Raw genomic sequence first — 19968 nt, 5'->3', positions numbered from 1 at the left:
AACTCGTTCGGAAGTCCTTACGGATTCCGTCGGAAGCTCTTCCACTTTGCGACAGAAACTGTGCGAGATGCGGCGCCACAAGAGCGTACCCCCAGGTTCCGCTTGGAAGGAATCGTGTTGCTGAGACGAAGAAATCGTGATGCCGCCGCCAACGCGGCCGCCCCGGAACGTCCTGGACGGGGTGTCAGCCCCGGAGGCGCTGGTTAGGCTGGTGAGCTGTTCGGGCCCTCCGAACGCGATGTGAACGAGTGATGTCAGGAATCGTGCGTACCGCCTCCTACCTGCGATAGGACTGGTGAATGTGAAGATCCTCATCTCCGCGGACATGGAGGGCGCCACCGGCGTGACATGGCCTGCCGATGTGCTCCCCGGCACCCCCCAATGGGAGCGCTGCCGCCGGATGTTCACCTCCGACGTGAACGCGGCGATCGCCGGATTCTTCGACGGCGGGGCCGAGGACGTCCTGGTCAACGAGGCGCACTCGACGATGCGCAACCTGCTGCTGGAACAGCTCGACGAACGGGCGCAGATGCTCACCGGGCGACACAAATCGCTCAGCATGGTCGAGGGTGTGCAGCACGGCGATGTCGACGGCATCGCCTTCGTCGGCTACCACACGGGGGCGGGCACCGAAGGTGTCCTGGCTCACACCTACCTCGCCAACACCGTCACCGGCGTCTGGGTCGACGGCATCCGCGCGAGCGAGGGCTATCTGAACTCCCTTGTGGTCGCCGAGTACGGGGTCCCGGTGGTGCTGGTCACCGGCGACGACCGCACCTGCCAGGACGCGCTGGGCTACGCCCCGCAGGCACCCGCCGTGGCGGTCAAGGACTATGTGTCGCGCTATGCGGCGGTGTGCCGGCCGCCGGCCCGTACGGCGGCCGGGATCCGGGCCGCGGCCCGCAAGGGTGCGGCGCTGGCGGTGCGTCATGAACCGACCCGGGGCGGGCCGTTCCGGGTCGAGTTGGAGTTCGACGCCGAGCATCTGGTGGGTGCGGCGACCTGCGTTCCCGGCGTGGAGCGAACGGGGGAGCGCCGCGTTGCGTATACCAGTGGGGACATGTACGAGGCGATCCGGTGCTTCAAGGCCGTCACGACGGTCGTGTCGTCCGCCGTGGAGGAGCAATATGGCTGAGCGCGAAGGAGCCGGGGACCCGGTGGCCGGGCGGACCGGCGGCGTCGGTCAGCAGGCGCTCGACGAGGTGGTGCGGTTCACCTCCGAGCTGATCCGGATCGACACCGGCAACGCCGGTGACGGCGCCTGCCGCGAGCGGCCGGCCGCCGAGTACGTCGCCGAGCGGCTGGCCGACGCCGGGACGGCGCCGACGCTGCTGGAGCGCAGCAGGGGCCGGACGAACGTGGTCGCCCGTATCGAGGGCACCGACCCCGGAGCCGACGCCCTGCTGGTCCACGGCCATCTCGACGTGGTCCCCGCCGAGCCCGCCGACTGGAGCGTGCACCCCTTCTCCGGCGAGGTCCGCGACGGCGTGGTCTGGGGCCGGGGTGCCATCGACATGAAGAACATGGACGCGATGGTGCTCGCCGTCGTACGGGAGTGGGCCCGCAGCGGGGTGCGGCCGCGGCGCGACATCGTGCTGGCCTTCACCGCCGACGAGGAGGCCAGCGCCGAGGACGGCTCCGGTTTCCTGGCCGACCGGCACGCCGGGCTCTTCGAGGGCTGTACCGAGGGCATCAGCGAGTCCGGGGCCTTCACCTTCCACGCGGGCGGCGGGCGGCGGCTCTACCCGGTCGCGGCGGGGGAGCGCGGCACGGCCTGGCTGAAGCTGACCGCCAGGGGCCGGGCGGGGCACGGCTCGAAGGTGAACCGCGAGAACGCCGTCAGCCGGCTGGCCGCGGCCGTGGCCCGGATCGGCGCGTACGAATGGCCGGTCCGCCTCACCCCGACGGTGCGGGCGGCGCTGAGCGAACTCGCCGCGCTGCACGGCGTCGAGGCGGACGTCTCCTCGCCGGACTTCGACGTCGACGCGCTGCTCGGCGCGCTCGGCCCGGCCGCCAAGCTGGTCGAGCCCACGGTCCGCAACAGCGCCAACCCGACGATGCTGTCGGCCGGTTACAAGGTCAACGTGATCCCGGGAGCCGCCGTCGCCCAGGTGGACGGCCGGGTGGTCCCCGGGGGCGAGGAGGAGTTCCGCACCACCCTGGACCAGCTCACGGGACCCGACGTGAGCTGGGAGTACGACCACCGTGAGGTCGCGCTGCAGGCCCCGGTCGACGCCCCGGCGTACGCCGCGATGCGTGCCGCGATCGAGCGCTTCGACCCGGACGGCCATGTCGTGCCGTACTGCATGTCCGGCGGCACGGACGCCAAACAGTTCTCCCGGCTGGGCATCACCGGCTATGGTTTCTCGCCGCTCAAACTGCCCGAGGGATTCGACTACCAGGCGCTCTTCCACGGCGTGGACGAGCGTGTGCCGGTCGAGGGACTGCACTTCGGTGTCCGGGTGCTCGACCACTTCCTGCGCACCGTCTGACCGGCCGGCAGCTGCCCGGCCGGTGGAGGAGAGGAACTGCACATGGTGACCACGGCTCCCTACGGCGCCTGGACGTCCCCGATCGAGGCCCGGGCGGTCGCCGCGCACGACGGCCGGCCCGGCTTCGTCGGGGTGGTCGGCGACGAGGTGTGGTGGACGGAGCCGCGGCCCGCCGAGGGCGGCCGGCGGGCGCTGCTCCGCCTGCGGCCGGACGGCACCGGGGAGTCGGTGCTGCCCGCGCCCTGGAACGTCCGCAGCCGGGTGGTGGAGTACGGCGGCCAGCCCTGGGCCGGCACGGTCACCGAGCACGGACCGCTCGTCGTCTTCAGCAACTTCGCCGACCAGCGGCTGTACGTCTGCACGCCGGACAGCGGCGACGCCCCGCGCCCGCTCACCCCGTTGTCCGGCGTCGGTGCCGGACTGCGCTGGGTCGATCCGGTGCTGCGCCCGGAGCTCGGCGAGGTGTGGTGCGTCCTGGAGGAGTTCACGGGCGACCGGCCGACCGATGTGCGCAGGGTGATCGCCGCCGTGCCGCTCGACGGCTCGGCCGCTGAACACCGCGACCGCATCAGGGAGTTGAGCGACGACCGGCACCGCTTCGTGACCGGGCCGCGGATCTCGCCGGACGGCCGGCGGGCCGCCTGGATCGCCTGGGACCACCCACTGATGCCCTGGGACGGCACGCTGGTGATGGGGGCCCGGATCACCGGCGAGGGCGCATTCGAGGACATCCGGCCGCTGGCCGGCGACCTCGGCACCGGCGCGGCGGACGGTGGCGCGGCCGGCGAGTCCGTCGCCCAGGTCGAGTGGGCGGCCGACGGCTCGCTGCTCTACGTCTCGGACGCCGGCGGCTGGTGGGAGGTGCAGCGCCTCGACCCCGATGCGGACGGCGGCGGCCCGGTGGCGGGCCGCGGCCTGTGCCCCTCCCGGCAGGAGGAGTTCGGCGGGCCGCTGTGGAACGTCGGCCAGCGCTGGTTCCTGCCCCTGGAGAACGGCACCCTCGCGGTGATCCACGGCCGCGGCTCCACCGCCCTGGGCATCCTCGACCCGGTGAGCGGCGACCTCGTCGACTCCGCGGGACCGTGGACGGAGTGGGCGCCCAGCCTCGCCGCGCACGGCAGCCGCGTCCTCGGCATCGCCGCCGGCCCGCACAGCTCGTACGAGATCGTCGAGCTGGACACCTGCACCGGGCGCGCCCGGGTGATCGCCTGCCGGCATGCCGACGTCCTGGACCCGGCCTACTACCCCCGTCCGCGGAGCCGTACCTTCACCGGCCCCGACGGGCGGGACATCCACGCCCACATCTACCCGCCGCACAGCCCCGACCACGTCGCCCCCGACGGCGAGCTGCCGCCCTTCGTGGTGTGGGCGCACGGCGGCCCCACCGGCCACGCCCCCATGGTGCTCGACCTGGAGATCGCCTACTTCACCTCCCGGGGCATCGGCGTCGCCGAGGTCAACTACGGCGGCTCGACCGGCTACGGACGGGAGTACCGCGAGCGGCTGCGCGGCCAGTGGGGCGTGGTGGACGTCGAGGACTGCGCGGCCGTCGCCCGGAGCCTGGCCGACGAGGGCACCGCCGACCGCGCACGGCTGGCCATCCGCGGCGGCAGCGCCGGCGGCTGGACCGCCGCCGCCTCGCTGACCGCCACCGACCTCTACGCCTGCGGCACCATCAGCTACCCGATCCTCGACCTGACCGGCTGGGCCACCGACGAGACCCACGACTTCGAGTCGCGGTACCTGGAGTCGCTGGTCGGCCCGCTCGCGGAGGTGCCCGACCGCTACCGCGAGCGCTCGCCGCTGCACCGCGCGGACCGGATCGCCGCACCGTTCCTGCTGCTCCAGGGCCTGGACGACGTGATCTGCCCGCCCGCGCAGTGCGAGCGTTTCCTCGCCGCGGTCGCCGGGCGGGGCATACCGCACGCCTACCTCGCCTTCGCCGGGGAGGGGCACGGCTTCCGCCGGGCGGACACCATCGTGCGCGCCGTGGAGGCCGAACTCTCCCTCTACTCCCGGACCTTCGGCCTCGACCGGACCGATGTCCCGGCGCTGGAGCTGCGCGGATGACGCCGGCGTTGCCGGTCAGGCCGCCGCGGCTGCGGCCCGGCGACCGGGTGGCGGTGGTGGCGCCCAGCGGCCCCCTCGCGCCGGAGCGGCTCGACGGCGGGCTGGACGTACTGCGCGGCTGGGACCTCGACCCGGTCGCCGCGCCCCACGCCAGGGACACCCACCCCACCCTGCGCTATCTGGCCGCCGCCGACGAGCAGCGGGCCCGCGATCTCCAGGAGGCGTGGTGCGACCCGTCCGTCAAGGCGGTGTTCGCGGCCCGGGGCGGCTACGGCGCCCAGCGGATGGTCGACCTGCTGGACTGGGACGCCATCCGGGCCGCGGACCCCAAGCCGCTGGTCGGCTTCAGCGATGTGACGGTGCTGCACGAGGCGTTCGCGGTGCGTGCCGGGGTGTCCACCCTGCACGGCCCGGCCGTTGCGGGTGAGGTCTTCCTCAAGGACGAGGCCACCCGCGAGCATCTGCGGCGCACCCTCTTCGCGCCGGAGAGCGTGCGGACCCTGACCTCGCCGTCCGCCCGCCCGCTGGTGCCCGGCCGGGCCCGCGGGGTCACCTCCGGCGGCTGCCTGACCATGCTCGCCACCGAGGTGGGCACCGTGGGGGCCAGGCGGGACGCGGCGGGCGGGCTCCTGCTGCTGGAGGACGTCGGGGAGCCGCCGTACCGCCTCGACCGTGCGCTCACCCAACTCCTGCGCGCCGGCCGGCTGGACGGTGTCGCCGGGATCGTGCTCGGCTCCTGGGCCCGCTGCGGTCCCTACGACCAGGTGCGGGCGGTGCTGGTGGACCGCCTGGCCGGGCTCGGGGTGCCGGTGGCCGAGGAGTTCGGCTTCGGCCACGGCGACGTTGCGCTGACCCTGCCGCTGGGCGTCCCCGCGGAGCTGGACGCGACGGCCGGGACACTGACGTTCGAGGTGCCGGCGACCGTATGAGTCCGCAGCCGGACTGGACTGACGAAGCATCAAAAGTCAACCGTACGGGCCCATTTGCCATCCCCCGGTGAACCGCGGCGCCGGGGGGCGACACTGAACGCACGTCCGAACGGCGGCGCGCGGCGGGTCCGTTGACATCCCCTGACGGGTGCCACAGCATGAGCGCGCCGGTACCGACTGGTTGGTACGACGTGTGTGGAGGTCTTCGTGCGCAAGGTGTCCCGAGGCGGGTCCCGACCCGCCCTCCGCATCTCCCTCGCCCTGCTGGCCGGCTCCGCCCTTCTCGCCCCGCTCACGACGACCGCCCCCGCGGTCGCCGCCGCCGGCCCGTACACCGTCACCGCGCTGAAGGTCACCGTCAGGGCCGGAGACCGCACCTGCACCGTCGACGCGGACGTCTACCGCCCGGCGGGTGCCGGCACCGCGCACCCGGCGCCCGCCGTGCTGACCACCAACGGCTTCGGCGGCGACAAGGCGGACGGTTCCACCGACGCCCTCGCCAAGGCCCTCGCGGCCCGCGGTTATGTGGCGCTGGCCTACTCCGGGCTCGGCTTCGGCCGGACCGGCTGCCCGATCTCCCTCGACGACCCCCGGATCGACGGCCGGGCGGCCGGCGGTCTGGTCGACCTGCTGGCCGGTACCCGTACCGCCGACGACGGGACGCGGATCGACTACGTCGCCAAGGACGGGCCGGGCGATCCGCGGGTCGGCATGATCGGCGGGTCCTACGGCGGGGCGGTCCAACTGGCCACCGCCGCCGTCGACCACCGCATCGACGCCCTGGTCCCGCTCATCACCTGGCACGACCTCGCCTACTCCCTCGCCCCCGACAACGCGGGCCGTACGCACGGCGTCGGCGGACCGCTGCCCGGTGCGTACAAGTGGCAGTGGACGGGCGGGTTCTTCCTGATCGGCGAGGCGCAGGGGCTGCTGCACCCGAACCTCGACCCGTCGCGCACCGGCGGCGCCGGCTGTCTGCACTTCGTCGCGCGGGCCTGCGACACCAAGCGGCTGCTGGACTCCGGCAGATACCCGGCCGCGCGGACCCGGGAGGTGCTCGCGTACGCGCGCAGCGTCTCCCCGGTGTCGTACCTGTCCTCGGTCAAGGCGCCCACGCTGCTCGTCCAGGGCGAGGACGACACCCTGTTCAACCTGAACGAGGCCGCCGCCACCTACCGGACCCTGGCCGCACAGGGCACCCCGGCGAAGATGATCTGGCAGTCCTGGGGCCACAGCGGCGGGATGAGGAAGCCCGCACCGGGGGAACTCTCCCTGGCCCAGGGGAACCTGGACGCCAGCTATGTCGGACGGCGGATCCTCGCGTGGTTCGACCGGTATCTGCACCGGCGGACGGCGACCGGCACCGGCCCGGCCTTCGCCTACTACCGGGACTGGGTGACCGCCGGCTCCGCCTATGCCGCCTCGCCCGTCTTCCCGGCGGGAGGCAGCCGGCGGCTGTACCTGTCCGGGGACGGCAAGCTCGTCGGGACCCGCGGCGAGGTGGTGCGCGGCAGCCGGGAGTACCGCAACCTGCGCACGCCCACCAGCCACTCCGAGACGTCGCTGACCGGGCTGCTCGGCCTGCCGGACGCCGCGCCGTACGACGCCCGGGGCACCTACCTGGACTGGACCTCGAAGCCGGTGGCGGGCGGGCCGGTGGACGTGGTGGGGGCGCCCAGGGTGACGCTGAAGGTCTCCTCGCCGCAGGCCGAGCGGGCGCAGCGCTCCCCGGACGCGGCCGACAAGCTGGTGCTCTTCGCCAAGCTCTACGACATCGCGCCGGACGGCGGGAAGACGCTGGTGCACCGGTTGGTGGCCCCGGCCCGGGTGCCCGATGTGACCCGGAGGTTCACCGTGGAACTCCCGGGCCTCGTGCACCGGTACGAGCCGGGGCACCGGCTGCGGCTCGTCCTCGCCGCGAGCGACGACGCCTATGCGGGCAATCGAGGGGTGAAGCCGGTGACGGTCGGCGCGGCGCCCGGGAACCCCGGTGTGCTCGAACTGCCCGTCGTGCAAGGGGTGTTGCGGTAGCGGACGGGGTGGATGCCGTGGGGAAGGCGGGCGAGCGCAAACGGGCCGGGCGCGCCGCGGCGCCGGGAGCCGCGCGCGCCGGCCGGGCCGTCCGCGAGGGTGGTGGCTCAGTCCTCCGTGACCGTGATGGCCTGCACGGGACAGGCGCGGGCGGCCTCGCGCACCAGCGGATCGCCCGCGCCGTCCTCGCGTCCGGGCAGCAGGGCGCTGAAACCGTCGTCGTCCTGGGTGAACACCCCCGGTGCGGTCAGGGCGCACTGGCCGGCGCCGATACAGATGTCGGTGTCGATGGTGATCCGCATCCCGGACCCCTTTCGTTCGTCCGCCGTCGTGGCCACTACCAGGCCAGCGGAAGTTCGATCATTCCTTGCAGGGTGTCGCCGGGCTTGAAGGGAACCTCGGCCGCCGGAACCGCGAGGCGCAGCTCGGGAATCCGGGTGAACAGCGAGCGCAGCGCGATCTCCATCTCCGCGCGGGCGAGGTTCTGGCCCAGGCACTGGTGGATCCCGAAGCCGAACGCCACGTGGTGGCGGGCGGAACGGCCGAGGTCCAGCTCGTCCGGCGACGCGTAGACGGCCTCGTCCCGGTTGATCAGCGAGGTGGGGAACAGCACGCCGTCGTCGGCGCGGATGAGCTGCCCGCCGATCTCGATGTCCTCCGTCGCCACCCGCAGCATGCCGTCCGCGATGGACAGGAACCGCAGCAGCTCCTCGACCGCGGCCGGCATCAGGCCTTCCTCGGCCTTCAGCTGTGCGAGCTGCTCGGGGTGTTCGAGCAGGGTGAAGGTGCCGAGCGAGATCATGTTGGCGGTGGTCTCATGGCCGGCCACCAGCATGATCATGGCGAGCCCGACCAGGTCCTCGTGGGAGAGGTCGCCGGTCCGCAGCCGGTCCGTGATCAGCTCGTCGAGCAGCCCCTCGGCCGGGTGCTTCTCCTTGTGGGCGATCAGCTCGGTGAAGTAGTCCTCCAGCTCGGCCCGGGCGTCCCTCGCCTCATCGGCGGTACGGCTGCGCAGGAGACGGCTGGATCGGCCCTCGAAGAACTCGTGGTCGGAGTACGGGACGCCGAGCAGCGAGCAGATCACCATCGAGGGGACCGGCAGCGCGAACGCGGAGACCAGCTCGGCCGGCGGGCCCTCGGCCAGCATCCGGTCGAGGAGCTCGTCGACGATGCGGTGGATGTCCGGCCGCAGCGCGGCGATCCGTTTCATGCTGAAGCTGGGGATCAGCATCCGCCGCTGGGTGTTGTGCTCCGGGTCGTCGACCCCGAGCAGCGGGGTGCGGACCTCGCGGGCCGCCATGAAACGCTCCATCGGCATCGGGAAGGCGGGGTTCTGCCGGTCGGAGGAGAGCCGCTGGTCGCTCAGCAGGGCCCGGGCCTCGCTGTGGCCGGTTACCGCCCACACCTTTCGGCCGTCATAGAGCGCGACGTGGGTCAGCGGTCCGGTCTCGCGCAGCGGCTGGTAGCCGGCGGGCGGATGGTAGGGACAGGTGCGGTCCTGGAAGTAGGAGACGGCTTCGGTCACGGAATTCCTCCCGTACGAGGAGCGCGAGCGGGGCGAGCTGCTCGGGTGTGCGATGACCCTGCTCAAGCACGCCGTGTTCGGCGCGCCGATCTCACCTCATGCCGCGGAAGCCGGGCACGTCTACGCGCAGTTCGGCCAACTTCGTTCAGGTTCGCTCATTTTCGGAACCTTCACCTCCGTTCAGGGCCGTACGAGGGTCTCGATCACCACGTCCACATAGCGCTCGCGCGCGGCGCCGTCGGGCAGGCTCTGCGGTACGGCGTGGCCGAGCTGGGCGTGCCCGAGGTAGGCGGTGTAGGCGAGCAGGCCGCGGTGTCGCGCCTCCTCCTCGGGAAAGCCCATGGCCGTGAAGAGCGCGGCGATGTAGCCCAGGCGCCGGGCGGTCACCCGGGCGAGCGCGGCGGCCACCGGCGGATGCGCGGCGCTCGCCAGCAGCGAGGCGTCCCGGGGGTCGGCGGCGGACCAGTTCGTCGCCCGCAGGAGCAGTCGCCGCAGCCGCTCGCCGGGGTCGGGTACGGCCTCCACCTCGGTGATCACCGCCTCCGTGCCGACCTCCTCCCAGCGCGCCAGCGCGGCCTCGATCAGCGCGTTCCGGTTGGCGAAGTGCCAGTAGAAGCTGCCTTTGGTGGCGCCCAGGCGGGCGGCCAGCGGCTCCACGGCCACCGCCGCGAGCCCGCCCTCACCCATGGCCGCCAGGGCGGCGTCGGCCCAGTCCCGAGCGGTGAGCCGCTGCCGTGGACCGCTGTCGCGGGGTGTCTTCGCCCGTGGTGGAGCCATATCCATACGGTACCGTACGGATATACATACGCCACCGTATGGAGGTGTCCTGTGCGTGCCATCCGCGACGTCCACGCCCGTGAGGTCCGCGCCCCGGCGGAGACGGTCGGGGCCCTCCTCGACCGCCTCGGCCGGGGCGAGGGCGACCCGCTCTTCCCCACCCCCGCCTGGCCGCCGATGCGCTTCGACCGCCCGCTGGGCGTCGGCGCCGACGGCGGGCACGCCTTCGTCCGCTACCGCGTCACCGCCTACGAGCCGGGCCGCCGCGTCCGCTTCGGCTTCACCTCGGGCGACGCCGGGTGGCACGAGTTCCGCGTCCGGCCGCTGGGGCCCGACAGCTGCCGGGTGGAGCACGTCCTGGAGAGCCGGCCCTCGCCCGCCGCGGCCCTGCGGTGGGCACTGGGAGTCCGCCTCCTGCACGGCGCCGTCGTGGAGGAGGCCTTCGACAACATCGAGCGGGCCGCCACCGGCCGCTGCCCGGCCCCGGTCCGCCGCTCCGCCCGCGTCCGCCTGCTCCACCGGCTGCTGTGGGACCGTCCCCGGGCCGTCCCCCTCCCCGCCACGGCCCGCCTGGCGCACGGCGCCTTCCCGCGCACGGACTTCCAGGACGCCTGGCAGATGGAGCTGCGGCCCGGCATGCCGCAGGAGCCGGAGGCCTGGCAGGGCGTGTTCGGCCGGCCGGGCTTCCCCGTCGTCGCGCGCACGGACCACGAGATCCTGCTCGGCAAGGACGCCCGCCACCTGGACTTCCGTGCCTCGGTCCAGGTCGCCGACGGCCACGTCACCCTGGGCACTGTCGTCCGCCTCCACCGCACCACCGGCCGCCTCTACTTCGCCGTCGTGCGCCGCTTCCACCCCTTCCTCGCCCGCATGCTGCTGCGCCGCTGCCACCGCCGGCTGGCGCTCGCCGCACCGAGCGCGGGGGCGCGGGAGGCCGCGCGGGCGTGACCCGGGCGGGGCCGCCGCGCCACGGACCCGCCGGTGCGGCGGGGAGGGGCGGGCCGTCGCGCGAGCAGGGGGACGCGGCCGCGGGACGGGGCAGGTGCTGGTGCGGCCGCGCGCGGCCGGTGAAGCCGGCGGGCCGCCCGGGGGCACCGAGGTGACGTCGTCGCCCCCACCCTCCCGCGGCAGCATCCCGAAACCGCTGGCCCGCCGCCCGTACCCTCCGTACGATCCTCCGGTGACGATCAACGACCGCTACCTCGCACGCGGCCCGCGGGTGGGCATCCGGCACTTCACCGCCGCCGACCGGGACGAGTTCACCGCGCTGGCGCGGGAGAGCGCCGGGCTGCACCGGCCCTGGCTGTTCCCGCCGGCCGAGGACGCCGCCTACGACGCCTATCTGCACCGGCTCCAGGAGCCGCCGCGCGAGGGCTTCTTGATCTGCGAGCTCGCCGACGGCCGGATCGCCGGCTTCCTCACCATCAACAACATCGTGCACGGCGCGTTCCGCTGCGGCGCGATCGGCTACGGCGCCTTCGCGCACGCCGCCGGGCGGGGGCTGATGAGCGAGGGGCTGCGGCTCGTCCTGCACCATGCCTTCGGGGAGATGGGGCTGCACCGGCTGGAGGTCAATGTCCAGCCGGCCAACGAGCGGTCGATCGCCCTGGTCAAGCGGGCCGGGTTCCGGCTGGAGGGGTTCTCCCCCGACTTCCTGTTCATCGACGGCGCCTGGCGCGACCACGAACGCTGGGCGATCACCGCCGAGATGGTCGCCGGGGAAGCCGTGTGATTCCCTGTCCGCCATGGACATCGTCTTCCACCGCACCGTGCCGGTCTTCCGGATCTTCGACGTGGCCAAGGCCCATGAGTTCTACCTCGACTACCTCGGCTGCACGGTCGACTGGGAGCACCGTTTCGAGCCCGGTATGCCGCTCTACACCCAGGTCTCGCGCGGTGACCTCGTGCTGCACCTGTCGGAGCACCACGGCGACGCGACCCCCGGCTCCACGCTCCACACGGAGCTCAGCGGGGTGCGCGCGCTCCACACCGAGCTGGCGGGCAAGGGCTATCCGTATCTGCGGCCCGGCCTGGAGCAGGACGAGACCGGTACCTCGCTCACGCTGACCGACCCGTTCGGGAACCGGCTGCGCTTCACCGAGCCGGACGCCGGCGCGTAGCCGGCCGGTTCGGGAGGCGCGGCCGCGGCCCGGGCGCCTCAGCGGGACTTGCGGTTGATCTTCATGGCGTCCATGTCGGTGACCGTGGACCGCAGTTCCCGGTAGCCGAGGCCGGCGGCCCGCAGCGCGCGCTCCGCCTTGTCCTCGGCGAGCGCGGCCGCCATCTCCTCGCCGTCCGCCGCGTCCGAGACGACGACGAAGCGGTAGCTGAAGGAGTGCAGCGCCCTGTCGTACGCCAGGCTGCCCTCGGGCGTGAACCGCAGCTGCGCCAGAGCGTCGCCGTCCGCCCCGGCGAGCAGGTCGGCCCGGGACTGCGGTGTGAGGCCGTCCCACTTGCCGCGGACGATGACGCGGTAGGTGTGCTGGGTCGCCATGGGGTCGTGGTCCGTTCTGCCGATCGCCGGTGGGCCGGGCGGACAGGCTATGTCAGCGGATCTTCCGGGGCCTCCCCATTTTCCGTGCACCTGTGTGACGATCCCGGTATGCGCCGGACCGTACTGATCGATGCCCCCTCCAACCTGGGACTGCGGCCGCCCGCGCCCGGCACCGTCCCCGGCTGCTACAAGCTCGCGGGCGCACTGCGCGAACAGGGCCTGCTGCGGCGGCTGGGCGCGCTGGAGGGCGGTGTGGTGGTGCCGCCCCGCTACGACCTGGGGGAGTGGCGGGAGGGCGACGGGGACTTCAACGCCGCCGCCCTCGCCGCCTATACGGGCAAGCTCGCCACGCGCGTCGAGGAGCACGTCGGCGGCGGTGACTTCCCGGTGGTGCTGGGCGGGGACTGCAGCATTCTGCTCGGGGTGGTGCTCGCGCTGCGCCGGCTGGGGCGGTACGGCGTGGCCTACCTCGACGGCCACGGCGACTTCCGGCACCCGGGCAACACGGCGGTCTCCGGTCCGCTCGGCGCCGCGGCCGGCGAGGGGCTGGCCCAGATCACCGGGCGCGGGCAGGCGGATCTCACCGACATCGAGGGGCTGCGGCCGTACGTCCGCGACGAGGACCTGCGCGCACTGGGCCTGCGCGACGCGGACGAGGACCGGGCGGAGTTGACCGCCCTCGGCATCGGCCACGTCCCGGTCGGCGAGATCCGGCGGCGCGGCCCGCAGGCCGTCGCCCGCGCCGTCCTCACCGACTTCGCGCACGCACCGCTCGACGGCTTCTGGATCCACCTCGACGCGGACGTCCTCGACCCGTCCGTCATGCCGGCCGTCGACAGCCCCGACCCGGGCGGCCTGCTCACCGAGGAACTCCGCGCGCTGCTGGGCCCGTTGGCCGCCTCGCCGCGCTGTGCCGGCATCAACGTCACCATCTACGACCCGGACCGCGACCCCGAAGGCACCGGCGCGGCGCTGCTCGCGGGTCTCCTTGAGGACCTCTTTGCGCAACCCTGACCTCACCCGGCGGCCGGCAGCCCTGTGCAGAGCGGCAGGCACGCGGTTCCATGGTCAACAGGAGGCCGCCGCAGCCGAGGCGGCCCGGTCCAGCATTGCGAGGCAGCCGTGGCCACGAGAGTGCGACGCACCACCCTGACCCTCCCCGCAGCCCCCCTCGGCCCCGACAACCCCCTCCCCGCCCTGCGCGGCGGCCAGGACCTCCACCGCATCGAGATCCCCCGGGACGCCGGCCTGCCCGCCGACATGGCACGGCAGATCGGCGCCGCCCCGCTGCGCTCGCTGCTGCCGGCCCGGATGCGCGACGGCTACGGCCGCACCCGCCGGTCCACCGATCTCGACGCGCTGGTCATCGAGAACGACCGGCTGCGCGCCACCGTCCTGCCGGGCCTCGGCGGCCGGGTGCACTCCCTGCACCACAAGCCCACCGGCCGGGAACTGCTCTACCGCAACCCGGTCTGGCAGCCCGCCGCCTTCGCCCTCAACGGCGCCTGGTTCTCCGGCGGCATCGAATGGAACATCGGCGCCCCCGGCCACACCACCCTCTCCTGCGCCCCGCTGCACGCCGCCCGTGTCCCGGCGCCGGACGGCGGGGAGATGCTGCGGCTGTGGGAGTGGGAGCGGCTGCGCGACCTGCCCTTCCAGGTGGACCTGTGGCTGCCCGACGGCTCCGACTTCCTGCACGTGGGCGTACGGATCCGCAATCCGCACCACCACACGGTCCCCGTCTACTGGTGGTCCAACACCGCCGTTCCCGAGGACGAGCGCACCCGCGTGCTGGCCCCCGCCGACGCGGCCTGGCACTTCGGCTACGCACGCAGCCTGCGCCGCGTCCCGGTGCCCGAGGACGGCGGCGTCGACCGGACCTACCCGCTGCGCAGCGAGTTCCCCGCCGACTACTTCTACGACGTGCCCGACGACGCGCGCCGCTGGATCGCCGCCCTCGACGCCGGCGGCCGCGGCCTGGTGCAGACCTCCACCGACACCCTGCGCGGCCGCAAGCTCTTCCTGTGGGGCGCCGGCCGGGGCGGCCGGCGCTGGCAGCAGTGGCTCACCGAGCCGGGCACCGGCGGCTACGCCGAGATCCAGGCCGGACTGGCCCGTACCCAACTGGAACAGCTGCCGCTGGACGCCGGCGGGGAGTTCACCTGGCTGGAGGCGTACGGGCCGCTGGCCGCCGATCCCGCGGCGGTGCACGGCACGGACTGGGACGCGGCCCGCGAGGAGGTCGCGTCCCGGCTGGCAGCCGCCCTGCCGCGCGCGGACGTCGACGCCGCCCACGCCGCCTGGCTGCCGTACGCCGACCAGGAACCGAAGGAGTCGCTGGCCACCGGCTCCGGCTGGGGCGCGCTGGAGACCGCCCGCGCGGGCCTGGACCTGCCCGGTACACCGTTCGACGCCGCCACGCTGGGCGAGGAGCAGCAGCCCTGGCTGACGCTGCTCAGCACCGGGGAACTGCCGGCCGCCCGCCCGGTGCCCGGAACGGCGCTGGTCGGGCCGGCCTGGCGCGATCTGCTGGAATCCGCCCCGTCGGGCGCGGCCACCGACTACCACCTGGGGCTCGCCCAGTGGCACGCCGGCGACCGTGCCCAGGCCGTCCGCAGCTGGGAGCGTGCGCTCGGGCACGGTGCCGGCGCACTGCCGCTGTACTGCCTGGCCGTTGCCGAGGCGGAGGCGGGCGAGACCGGGCGCGCCGCCGACCGCTATCTGCAGGCCTGCGACGAAGCGGCGCGGACGGCCCCGGAGCACGGGCCGGCCGCCGGGGACCGGCAGGCCGTGCTGCCCGCTCTCGTCCGGGAGGCGGTGCCCGCGCTGCTCGCGGCCGGCCGGGCCGATGCGGCGGCGCGGCTGCTGGCGGGACTGCCGCGGACCGATCCGGCCGACGGCCGCCTCCGGCTGCTGACCGCTCAGGTGCTGCTCGTCCAGGGGCAGCCGGAAGCGGCCCGGGAGATCTTCGACGCCGGCTTCGAGATCGCCGGCCTGCGGGAGGGCGACGAGGTGCTCGCCGACACCTGGTACGCCATCGCCGAGCGGCTGGTCGCCGGCGGCGGGCCGGTCACCGCACAGGTCCGCGCCGAGGCCCGGACGGGGCATCCGCTGCCGGAGCGCTACGACTACCGGATGCGGCCGGTGTAGCCGGCGGGCGGGGCGGGCGGCACGGCGCCGCCCGCCGTCACCCCAGCGGCTTGTCGAGCACCGCCTTGCTGTGGCTGAAGGTGTCGAAGGAGTACTCGCCGTGGTAGCGCCCCGTCCCGCTCTCGCCGACCCCGCCGAACGGCAGGTCGGGCGCGGTGAGATGGGCGACCGGCAGCCCGAAGGTGAGCGCGCCCGAGGAGGTCTCGGTCAGCAGCCGGTGCTTGGTGGCCTCGGACGGGGTGAACGCGTAGAGCGCCAGCGGCTTGTCGCGCCCGTTGACGAAGGCGATCGCCGCGTCGAGATCGGGCACCGGCACGATCGGCAGGATCGGGCCGAAGATCTCCTCCTGCATCACCGGTGCGTCGGGGGACACCTCGGCCAGGACGGTGGGCGCGAGATAGCGCGTGGCGCGGTCGTGGGTGCCGCCGATGACGGTGCGGCCGCTGCCGAGGAGGGCGGTCAGCCGGTCGAAGTGCCGCTCGTTGACGATCCGTCCGTACTCGTCGGCGCCGGACGGATCGGCGCCGTAGACCTCGTGCACCGCCTCGGCGAGGTGCGGTTCGACGGCACGGGCGGTGTCGCCGATCGCCAGGACGTAGTCGGGCGCCACACAGGTCTGGCCGGCGTTGAGGAACTTGCCGGTCACGATCCGCCGGGCCGCCGCCGCCAGGTCGGTGCCCGGGTCCAGGACGACCGGACTCTTGCCGCCCAACTCCAGGGTGACCGGGGTCAGATGGCGTGCGGCGGCGGCCATCACGATCCGGCCGACGGTGCCGTTGCCGGTGTAGAAGACGTGGTCGAAGCGCTCGGCCAGCAGGGCGGTGGTCTCCGCCACCGCGCCCTCGACGACGGTCACCGCCTCGCGGTCCAGGTGGCGCGGCAGCAGCCGGGCGAGGGCGGCCGAGGTCGCGGGGGCGAGTTCGCTGGGCTTGACGACGGCGCAGTTGCCCGCGGCCAGCGCGCCGACGAGCGGGGCGAGCGCGAGCTGCAGCGGGTAGTTCCAGGGCGCGATCACCAACACGACGCCGAGCGGTTCGCGGACGACCTGCGCGGTCGCCGGGAGCAGCCGGTCGGGCAGTTCGGCGGGCCGGGGCGCCAGCCAGTCGTCGAGGTGGGCCAGGGTGTGGTCGATCTCGTGGAGGGTGAAGCCGATCTCGGTGCGGTAGGCCTCCTCGGGGCCCTTGCCGAGGTCGGCGGCGAGCGCGGCGAGCAGCTCGTCGCGGTGGCCGGTGAGCAGGCCGCGCAGGGCGGTCAGCTGGTCGCGCCGCCAGTCCGGTGCGGCCGTGCGGCGGGTGGCGAAGGTGCGGCGGAGCCGGTCGACGACGGCGGCGGCGTCCAGGTCGGTGGTGGAGGTCTGCGGTGCCATGCCGGCGAGGTTACACGAAACGAAAACATTTCGTTTCGTAAGTCTGCCGGTAGACTCCCGGCGTGGCCGAACGCACCGAGAGCAACCAGTCCGCCCCCGACGAGCGGCAGCCCGCCCGGGGCCGGCCGCGGGACGCCGGACGTGACCGGGCGCTGCTGGAGGCCACCGTCGCGGTCCTCCAGGAGAGCGGCTACGGCGGCCTGACCACGGCTGCGGTCGCCAAGCGGGCCGGGGTGTCCACCGCGACCCTCTACCGCCGCTGGCGCTCCAAGCAGGACCTGGTCGTGGGCACCGCCGTCCGCTGGGCGAGCGACCTCGGCCCCCAGCCGGACACCGGCAGCCTCGAAGGCGACCTCGCCGCCCTGCTGCGCGACAAGGCCGAGACCCTGGAGGGCCCCGGCGGCCGGCTGCTGCACGTCCTGATCGGCGAGTCCGCGCACAACGAGGCGCTGGCCCGCGTCCTGGACACCGCGATCATCCAGCCGGTGCGCGACCGGGCCGCCGCCGTGGTGCGCAGCGCGGTCGCCCGCGGCGACATCCCCCCGCTCCAGGACGCCCATGTGCTGGCCGACCTGGTCGTCGGCTCGATGGTCAGCCGCCTCTTCCTGACCCCCGACGCGGCACACCCCGGCACGACCGGCGGCCCCTCGTCCGGCGAGGCGGCCATCCGCGAACTCCTCCCGTTCCTGCTGCGCGCCCTGGGGGCCCGGGCGGGCTGACCGGCGGGCCGGGCGTTCCTCCCCGCTCCCCGGCCGCGACCGCCGTACGCCATTGCGGTGATCGCCCATGGCCCTGGAATGCGCGCGGGCCGTCACGTGTTCTGGCGGATCATGAAGGCAATCATCGCAAAGAGCTACGGCGGCCCCGAGGTCCTCGAATACACCGACCACCCCGACCCGAAGGTGGGCCCGGACTCCTTCCTGATCCGGGTCAAGGCGATCGGGATCAACCCGGTGGACTGGAAGATCGTCGCGGGCTATCTGGACCCGATGATGGACGGGCACTTCCCGCTGATCCCCGGGTGGGACGTGGCGGGCGTGGTCGAGGCGGTGGGCGCGGACGCCACCGAATACGCGGTCGGCGACGAGGTCATCGGCTATGTCCGCAAGGACGAGGTGCAGCACGGCACCTACGCCGAGCTGGTCGCCGCGCCGGTCAGGACCCTGGCGCGCAAGCCCGCCGCGCTCAGCTGGCAGGAGGCCGCCGGACTCCCGCTCGCGGGGCTGACGGCCTATCAGTCGCTCAAGCGGGTCGGCGTGACGGCGGGCGAGACCGTCCTGGTGCACGCCGCCGCGGGCGGTGTCGGTTCGCTCGCCGTCCAGATCGCGGTGGCCCGGGGCGCCCGGGTCATCGGCACGGCCAGCGAGCGCAACCACGATTTCCTGCGGTCCCTGGGCGCCGAGCCGGTCACCTACGGCGACGGTCTCGCCGGCCGGGTGCGGGCGCTGGCGCCCGAAGGCGTCGACGCGGCCGTGGACTTCGTCGGCGGCGGCGTCGTGGACGTCTCGCAGGAGCTGCTCAAGGACCGCGGCCGGGTGGCGTCCATCGCCGACGCCGAGGTCACCGGCAAGGGCGGCCACATGGTGTGGGTGCGCCCGGACACCGCCGACCTCACCGCGCTCGGCGCCCTCGCGGACGCCGGGAAGCTGACCGTGCCGGTCGAGGTGACCCTCCCGCTCCCCGAGGCCGCCGAGGCGTTCCGGCGGAGCATGGCCGGCCGGACCCGCGGCAAGATCGTCCTAGAGGTGGCCTGACGGCGGCCTGCCGGTGGCCTGCCGGCGCCCCGGGCGGGGAGGCTCCTAGGCCTCCCCGTCCTGCTGCCGGTCGACGTACTCGAAGACGGAACCGTCCGGGTGACGGGCCACCAGGTTGCGACCGATCGGAGTCGGCAGGGGGCCGGCGATGATCTCGGCGCCGACCGCCGTCAGGTCGGCCACCGCCTCGTCCACGTCCTTGACGGCGATGGTCGCCGTGATCTTCCGCAGCACCGAGAGCTCCGCCTCGGGGCCGCTCATCAGGAAGAAGGGCCCGACGGCCGCGACCGCCACCCCGCCGCGCTGGAAGCGGATCGCCTCGGCGCCGGTCAGTCGTTCGTAGACGCCGATCGCCGCACCGAGATCGCCGACGCACACCCGCAATGAGGTCCCCAGAATGTCCATACGGGCAACCCTAGTTGGGTGGCCCGCAGGTACGCGATCACTTGGCAGGGATCGGGCCGCGGGTGGTGGGGCCGGGTGTCAGACCCGGCAGAGGACCTCGCCGTGCAGGATGCCGAACCAGCCGTCCTCGTCGGCGCCCCACGCCCGCCAGGCCCGGGCGATCCGGTCCAGCTGCTCCGTCGTGGCGTGCCCGCCCTCCACCGCGAGGCGCGCATAGGAGGAGTTGACCGTGCGGTCCGCCCACAGCTCGCTCCACCAGGAGCGCTCCTGCGGGGTGCGGTAGCACCAGGTGCCGGCGGTGGCGGTGATCGCGTCCGGGGCGAAGCCGGCCTGCCGCGCCCAGGCGTGCAGCCGCCGCCCGGCGTCCGGCTCGCCTCCGTTGGCGCGGGCCACCCGCAGGTACAGGCGCAGCCAGTCGGCCATCCCGTCGACCTCCGGGTACCAGGTCATGGCGGAGTAGTCCGAATCCCGGACGGCGACGATCCCGCCGGGCCGGGTGACCCGGCGCATCTCGCGCAGCGCCTGGACGGGGTCGCCGACGTGCTGCAGCACCTGATGGGCGTGCACCACGCAGAAGGTGTCATCCGGGAAGTCCAGTGCGTGGACGTCACCGACCGCGAAGCGGACGTTCGTCAGGCCCCGGTCGGCGGCCGTGGCGCGCGCCTGCCCGAGCACGTCCGGTGCCTGCTCCAGGCCGGTGACCTGCCCGTCCGGCACCAGCGCCGCCAGGTCGGCGGTGATGGTGCCGGGGCCGCAGCCGACGTCCAGGATGTGCATGTGCGGCCGCAGGGAATCACGCAGGTAGGCGGCCGAGTTGGCGACGGTGCGCCAGGTGTGGGAACGCAGTACGGACTCGTGGTGGCCGTGGGTGTAGACGGCGGATTCCTGCGGCATGGCCGGCTCCTTCGCATGCGGGGGAGCGGTGGCCGGCGGGCGCGCGGCGCCCCGGGCCACCGCCCGGGCGGCCGCACGCCC

At 74.0% G+C, this 19968-nt stretch carries 19 protein-coding genes; 12 read left to right on the top strand and 7 right to left on the bottom strand.

Annotated elements, in window-relative coordinates; all coding sequences use genetic code 11:
- The first annotated feature begins 301 nt into the window (after positions 1-301).
- From AB0411_RS01915 to AB0411_RS01895, 5 genes are all read left to right on the top strand, one after another.
- Entirely contained in the window at positions 302-1135 is an 834-nt protein-coding gene (locus tag AB0411_RS01915) for a M55 family metallopeptidase (RefSeq protein WP_366415618.1), read from the top strand.
- A complete protein-coding gene (locus AB0411_RS01910) occupies positions 1128-2492 on the top strand; it encodes a M20/M25/M40 family metallo-hydrolase (RefSeq protein WP_366415209.1) in 1365 nt (454 codons plus the stop codon). The genes AB0411_RS01915 and AB0411_RS01910 overlap by 8 nt, the downstream gene beginning before the upstream one ends.
- A 42-nt stretch (positions 2493-2534) precedes the next feature.
- Positions 2535-4562, top strand: a complete 2028-nt coding sequence (locus tag AB0411_RS01905; protein ID WP_366415208.1) for a S9 family peptidase — start codon at positions 2535-2537, stop codon at positions 4560-4562.
- Positions 4559-5491, top strand: coding sequence for a S66 peptidase family protein (locus AB0411_RS01900; protein ID WP_366415207.1), 933 nt, complete (start codon positions 4559-4561; stop codon positions 5489-5491). The genes AB0411_RS01905 and AB0411_RS01900 overlap by 4 nt, the downstream gene beginning before the upstream one ends.
- A gap of 216 nt (positions 5492-5707) precedes the next feature.
- Positions 5708-7522 carry a CocE/NonD family hydrolase gene (locus AB0411_RS01895; protein WP_366415617.1) on the top strand — a complete coding sequence of 605 codons (1815 nt, stop codon included), beginning with the start codon at positions 5708-5710 and terminating at the stop codon, positions 7520-7522.
- Positions 7523-7629: 107 nt separating this feature from the next.
- Here AB0411_RS01895 and AB0411_RS01890 read toward each other — a convergent pair whose 3' ends face one another.
- From AB0411_RS01890 to AB0411_RS01880, 3 genes are all read right to left on the bottom strand, one after another.
- On the bottom strand, positions 7630-7824 hold the full coding sequence (locus tag AB0411_RS01890) for a ferredoxin (RefSeq protein WP_086716483.1): 195 nt from the start codon (positions 7822-7824) through the stop codon (positions 7630-7632).
- Positions 7825-7859: 35 nt separating this feature from the next.
- Positions 7860-9047 (bottom strand): cytochrome P450, encoded by a 1188-nt coding sequence (locus AB0411_RS01885; protein ID WP_366415206.1) that lies wholly within the window; start codon positions 9045-9047, stop codon positions 7860-7862.
- 180 nt (positions 9048-9227) lie between these two features.
- Positions 9228-9830, bottom strand: a complete 603-nt coding sequence (locus AB0411_RS01880) for a TetR/AcrR family transcriptional regulator (RefSeq protein WP_366415205.1) — start codon at positions 9828-9830, stop codon at positions 9228-9230.
- Positions 9831-9875: 45 nt separating this feature from the next.
- Here AB0411_RS01880 and AB0411_RS01875 point away from each other — a divergent pair, with 45 nt between their 5' ends.
- The 3 genes from AB0411_RS01875 to AB0411_RS01865 all read left to right on the top strand — a co-directional run bounded on the left by AB0411_RS01875 (position 9876) and on the right by AB0411_RS01865 (position 11944).
- On the top strand, positions 9876-10772 hold the full coding sequence (locus AB0411_RS01875) for a DUF2867 domain-containing protein (RefSeq protein WP_366415204.1): 897 nt from the start codon (positions 9876-9878) through the stop codon (positions 10770-10772).
- A gap of 232 nt (positions 10773-11004) precedes the next feature.
- Complete coding sequence (locus AB0411_RS01870) at positions 11005-11556, top strand: GNAT family N-acetyltransferase (RefSeq protein ID WP_366415203.1); 552 nt, start codon at positions 11005-11007, stop codon at positions 11554-11556.
- A gap of 13 nt (positions 11557-11569) precedes the next feature.
- Positions 11570-11944: a glyoxalase superfamily protein gene (locus tag AB0411_RS01865; RefSeq protein WP_366415202.1), complete on the top strand. Its 375-nt coding sequence runs from the start codon at positions 11570-11572 to the stop codon at positions 11942-11944.
- 38 nt (positions 11945-11982) lie between these two features.
- On the opposite strand, the gene AB0411_RS01860 is transcribed toward AB0411_RS01865, so the two are convergent.
- Entirely contained in the window at positions 11983-12318 is a 336-nt protein-coding gene (locus AB0411_RS01860; RefSeq protein ID WP_366415201.1) for a DUF6204 family protein, read from the bottom strand.
- Between the two features lie 108 nt (positions 12319-12426).
- Here AB0411_RS01860 and AB0411_RS01855 point away from each other — a divergent pair, with 108 nt between their 5' ends.
- Entirely contained in the window at positions 12427-13332 is a 906-nt protein-coding gene (locus tag AB0411_RS01855; protein WP_366415200.1) for an arginase family protein, read from the top strand.
- 108 nt (positions 13333-13440) lie between these two features.
- Entirely contained in the window at positions 13441-15468 is a 2028-nt protein-coding gene (locus AB0411_RS01850; protein WP_366415199.1) for a DUF5107 domain-containing protein, read from the top strand.
- 37 nt (positions 15469-15505) lie between these two features.
- Here AB0411_RS01850 and AB0411_RS01845 read toward each other — a convergent pair whose 3' ends face one another.
- Positions 15506-16834 carry an aldehyde dehydrogenase family protein gene (locus tag AB0411_RS01845; RefSeq protein WP_366415198.1) on the bottom strand — a complete coding sequence of 443 codons (1329 nt, stop codon included), beginning with the start codon at positions 16832-16834 and terminating at the stop codon, positions 15506-15508.
- 62 nt (positions 16835-16896) lie between these two features.
- Between AB0411_RS01845 and AB0411_RS01840 the strand changes: the two genes are divergently transcribed.
- Positions 16897-17553: a TetR/AcrR family transcriptional regulator gene (locus AB0411_RS01840; protein WP_366415197.1), complete on the top strand. Its 657-nt coding sequence runs from the start codon at positions 16897-16899 to the stop codon at positions 17551-17553.
- 111 nt (positions 17554-17664) lie between these two features.
- On the top strand, positions 17665-18588 hold the full coding sequence (locus tag AB0411_RS01835; protein ID WP_366415196.1) for an NADP-dependent oxidoreductase: 924 nt from the start codon (positions 17665-17667) through the stop codon (positions 18586-18588).
- A gap of 45 nt (positions 18589-18633) precedes the next feature.
- Here the strand turns inward: AB0411_RS01835 and AB0411_RS01830 are convergent, their stop codons facing one another.
- Both AB0411_RS01830 and AB0411_RS01825 read right to left on the bottom strand, forming a co-directional pair.
- Complete coding sequence (locus AB0411_RS01830) at positions 18634-18993, bottom strand: VOC family protein (RefSeq protein ID WP_260635088.1); 360 nt, start codon at positions 18991-18993, stop codon at positions 18634-18636.
- A 78-nt stretch (positions 18994-19071) separates the two neighbouring features.
- Complete coding sequence (locus AB0411_RS01825) at positions 19072-19887, bottom strand: class I SAM-dependent methyltransferase (RefSeq protein ID WP_366415195.1); 816 nt, start codon at positions 19885-19887, stop codon at positions 19072-19074.
- Positions 19888-19968 lie beyond the last annotated feature (81 nt).

The organism is Streptomyces angustmyceticus (assembly GCF_040701845.1).
Taxonomy (GTDB): domain Bacteria; phylum Actinomycetota; class Actinomycetes; order Streptomycetales; family Streptomycetaceae; genus Streptomyces; species Streptomyces angustmyceticus_A.
Note: the sequence above shows the minus strand (reverse complement) of the source record. Positions and strands in the feature narration are given on the sequence as shown.

Excerpts from the sequence above, each read along its gene's own strand:
- AB0411_RS01910 (WP_366415209.1), top strand. The coding sequence starts at position 1,128 with ATGGCTGAGCGCGAAGGAGCCGGGGACCCGGTGGCCGGGCGGACCGGC.
- AB0411_RS01905 (WP_366415208.1), top strand. The coding sequence starts at position 2,535 with ATGGTGACCACGGCTCCCTACGGCGCCTGGACGTCCCCGATCGAGGCC.
- AB0411_RS01900 (WP_366415207.1), top strand. The coding sequence starts at position 4,559 with ATGACGCCGGCGTTGCCGGTCAGGCCGCCGCGGCTGCGGCCCGGCGAC.
- AB0411_RS01890 (WP_086716483.1), bottom strand. The coding sequence starts at position 7,824 with ATGCGGATCACCATCGACACCGACATCTGTATCGGCGCCGGCCAGTGC.
- AB0411_RS01880 (WP_366415205.1), bottom strand. The coding sequence starts at position 9,830 with ATGGATATGGCTCCACCACGGGCGAAGACACCCCGCGACAGCGGTCCA.
- AB0411_RS01865 (WP_366415202.1), top strand. The coding sequence starts at position 11,570 with ATGGACATCGTCTTCCACCGCACCGTGCCGGTCTTCCGGATCTTCGAC.
- AB0411_RS01860 (WP_366415201.1), bottom strand. The coding sequence starts at position 12,318 with ATGGCGACCCAGCACACCTACCGCGTCATCGTCCGCGGCAAGTGGGAC.
- AB0411_RS01855 (WP_366415200.1), top strand. The coding sequence starts at position 12,427 with ATGCGCCGGACCGTACTGATCGATGCCCCCTCCAACCTGGGACTGCGG.
- AB0411_RS01845 (WP_366415198.1), bottom strand. The coding sequence starts at position 16,834 with ATGGCACCGCAGACCTCCACCACCGACCTGGACGCCGCCGCCGTCGTC.
- AB0411_RS01835 (WP_366415196.1), top strand. The coding sequence starts at position 17,665 with ATGAAGGCAATCATCGCAAAGAGCTACGGCGGCCCCGAGGTCCTCGAA.
- AB0411_RS01830 (WP_260635088.1), bottom strand. The coding sequence starts at position 18,993 with ATGGACATTCTGGGGACCTCATTGCGGGTGTGCGTCGGCGATCTCGGT.
- AB0411_RS01825 (WP_366415195.1), bottom strand. The coding sequence starts at position 19,887 with ATGCCGCAGGAATCCGCCGTCTACACCCACGGCCACCACGAGTCCGTA.